The sequence below is a fragment of the Pseudomonas sp. K5002 genome, from assembly GCF_013386655.1.
Classification (GTDB): Bacteria; Pseudomonadota; Gammaproteobacteria; order Pseudomonadales; family Pseudomonadaceae; genus Aquipseudomonas.
In genome coordinates this window covers 1-2,984 of record NZ_JACARK010001152.1, presented here as the reverse complement: position 1 = coordinate 2,984, position 2,984 = coordinate 1, and the positions used below count along the sequence as shown (strand labels likewise).

At 64.4% G+C, this 2,984-nt stretch carries 2 protein-coding genes and 2 pseudogenes; all 4 read right to left on the bottom strand.

Going from position 1 to position 2,984, the window contains the following annotated elements; genetic code table 11:
* Nucleotides 1-261 (bottom strand): annotated as a pseudogene (locus HX846_RS34305) (ABC transporter substrate-binding protein); the annotation flags it as partial.
* 3 nt (nt 262-264) lie between these two features.
* Nucleotides 265-1,440 (bottom strand): LLM class flavin-dependent oxidoreductase, encoded by a 1,176-nt coding sequence (locus HX846_RS34300; protein WP_178967157.1) that lies wholly within the window; start codon nt 1,438-1,440, stop codon nt 265-267.
* Nucleotides 1,441-1,599: 159 nt separating this feature from the next.
* Nucleotides 1,600-2,331 carry a class II aldolase/adducin family protein gene (locus HX846_RS34295; RefSeq protein WP_178967156.1) on the bottom strand — a complete coding sequence of 244 codons (732 nt, stop codon included), beginning with the start codon at nt 2,329-2,331 and terminating at the stop codon, nt 1,600-1,602.
* Nucleotides 2,332-2,347: 16 nt separating this feature from the next.
* Nucleotides 2,348-2,984, bottom strand: a pseudogene (locus HX846_RS34290) (ABC transporter substrate-binding protein); the annotation flags it as partial.

The window sequence follows — 2,984 nt, the reverse complement described above, 5'->3', positions numbered from 1 at the left end:
GCTGACGTCGGTGTTCCATTCCCAGAACTTGCTGTACAGCGCCCAGCCGCGAATGATCCCGCCGCCCACCGGTTTGTGGGCATCGAGGTTGCCGGACTGGTCGCCGTCGATAATGCCGATGCGCAGGCGTCCGCCGGTGGTCGGTGTGGTCGACAACACCGCAGTCGGCGCCGCCCCGCTGTCACAACCACCCAGCAGCAAGCCGCCGCCGATGGCCAGGCTGTTGCCGAGAAACACTCGGCGGGAAAATCCTTCGCTCATCAGCTACGCCTCTTGCTGCTGCACGGCGTTCAGACGCGGCACATCAAAACCATGGTCCAGGTCGAGCAACGGGAACAGCAGGTCTGCCACCCGGTGCGCCTCATCGATCAGCGGGAAACCCGACAGGATGAACGCCGAGGTGCCCTGGGCTTCGTACTCACGGATACGCTCGGCCACTTGTTCGGCGCTGCCCACCAGGTAAGTGCCGGCGGCCGGGCCGAGGATGTTGAAGCCGAACAGGCTCGGGCCGAGCCACACGTTGGGGTAGATCTCCAGCTCGCGAGCCGTGGGCAGGCGGCCGGCGCGAATGGTCTCGACGTTGCGCTGGGTTTGCGGGTCGTCGCTGTGGTAATCCTCGAAGCTCACCCCGGGTGGCAACTGGCGCTCGATGGCATTGCGCGTAGTTTGCAGCGAGGTGCGTTGCAGCAGTTTCTCGGCGTGGGCCCAGGCTTCTTCTTCGGTCTCGCGTACGATGATTTGCAGGCGGGTACCGAAGGTCAGCTCACGGCCGATCTTCGCGGCTTCGGCGGCGACCTTGCGGAACTTGTCCCCCAGCTTTGGCGGCGTATTGGCGAAGCTCAGGTACACGTCCAGCAATTGCACCGAGTGTTCCACCCCTGGCCCCGAGGTGCCGGCGCCCCACAGCGGGATGCCCGGTTTCTGGTACGGCGGATGCCAGCCGCCCAGCGGATGCTTGGCCGCTCCCGGCGCACGCGGTGCCAGCTTGATGTATTGGCCTTCATAACCCCGAGTATCGCCGGCATAGAAGCCCTGGAAGGCGCGCCAGTATTCGAGGCTGAAGGCGTAGCGCTCATCGTGGGGGTAATGCACGCCGAGGGTCGCCAGGCCCGCATCATTGCCATTGACCACGTTGAACAGCAGGCGGCCATTGGAGAATTGGTCGAAGGTCAGGGCCCACTTGGCCAGGACTGCCGGTGACAGCTCGCCCGGGTGTTGCGCCACCAGGAAACGCAGGCGCTGGGTGGCGTCGATCAGCGAGGCGGCCACCGCCAGGCTTTCGTTGGGGCTGGAGCCCAGCAGCGAGCCGTAGAAACCCAGGCGATCACTGGCGACCGCGAGTTGCTTGAGATGCTGGAAGTCGGTCTTCCAGCGCCCTTCGAGCTCCCATGGATAAGGGCCGTCGGGGGTGGTGAGGTACCAGAGAATTTTTACCGCCATGGGGCAACATCCTTGAATGGAACCGCCCCTTGTAGGAGCCGGCTTGCCGGCGATGACGGTGGCACATCCAACAGGAATGTCGCCTGATGCACCGCTATCGCCGGCAAGCCGGCTCCTACAGGGGTCGTGGTGGTTTCAGTCACCGTGATAAGGGTGTGTTCAGTTTTTGCGGTCGATGGCGGGGACCAGGCCCAGCGCCGTGGCTTGCTCAAACAACCCACTCATCTTCCACTGCTGGGTCAACACCCCCGGCCCGTATGCCCGCGAACCGCCCAGGGCATCCGCCAGCAATTGCAGTTGCGCGCCCTCCTCCAGCAACAGGATGAACTCAGCCGTGGCCCGCAACCCCTGCTTGCCCCACACCGTGGAGCCGCCGTTGGCTTCGAGGATCGCCAGGTTGAAGGGGTTTTCCGCGATCTTGTCGAGGATGAAATCCACTTCCTGCTGGCGACGGTCGATGTACACCGGCAGTTCCCGCGCCAACTGGTAACGCTGCACCGGCACGTAATGGAACGGCAGCGTGCGGTGGGTCTGGGCCCAGGCCCCAAGGTACGGCGAGTGCACGTGGGAGACGGTGGTCACGTCTGCATGCTGCTGGAACAGCTTGGTGTAGCGCCCCAGGCCGCCCTTGCCCTTGCCGACAACCACGTTGCCGGCAAAGTCGGTGACGGTGGCCTGCAGCGGCTTGCGGTAGTTCCACGGGCCGCCGTAGTTGACCGACACCAGCAGTTCCTGGCCCGGCACGCGCTCAATAAAGCCCACGGTGCCGTTGGCGGTGATGGTGTTGGTTTCGCGGAAGACCGTGAAGGCTTCTTCGGCTTCCAGCAGGACCTTGTCGATAAAGGCCTGCAGTTCCTGGGTGATCGGTTGGGCGTGGACAATGGCAGTCATGGCAGTTTCTCCGGGTTCAGGCGCGGCGCTTGGCCAACAGTTCATGGGCAGCTTGCAGAGGGCGCGGGTCGACCCAGTCGGCGATCGCAAAATCGCGCTCCAGGAAGCCGTGCAGGTACAGGAAGTCTTTCTGGATGCCGAGGAAATCCAGGCGCTCGGCCGACAGGTCCGGCGCCAGGGTGGTATGGAAATCACCGCGATAGGCCTCGGCCACACCGGCACTGCCGGCGCGGGTTTCTTCTTCGAGAATCGCGTTCAGGCCGTCGCGATTGTTCGCGGCCCAGTCAGCCGCGTTCAGGGTTTGTGCGAGGAAACGCACCACCAGGTCAAAGTGATTGTCCAGCAAGCTCTGGTGGACGGTGATAGGGCGCGGCGTGCCGTTGTTGATGCGGTAGCGCGGCTCGGCGATCAGGTCCAGGTCGATGCCCACCACCAGGCCCAGACGGCGCGCGGCGTCGGCGGCCGAAGCGCCCTTGACGTACACCGCGTCCACTTCGCCGCGCGCCAGGTAATCGAGGCCCGACCACAGGCGTTGCAAACCTTCCTGTGGGTTGGGCGCCTGCTCCTGATCGTGCAGCGCGACCTCCACCAGTTGCACGTCATCAAAGCCCAGGCCGGCCAGGCTCAACGCGCCTTTGTAACCGTGCAGGCTC

Coding starts and splice junctions, on each gene's coding strand:
- HX846_RS34300 (WP_178967157.1), bottom strand. CDS start 1,440: ATGGCGGTAAAAATTCTCTGGTACCTCACCACCCCCGACGGCCCTTAT.
- HX846_RS34295 (WP_178967156.1), bottom strand. CDS start 2,331: ATGACTGCCATTGTCCACGCCCAACCGATCACCCAGGAACTGCAGGCC.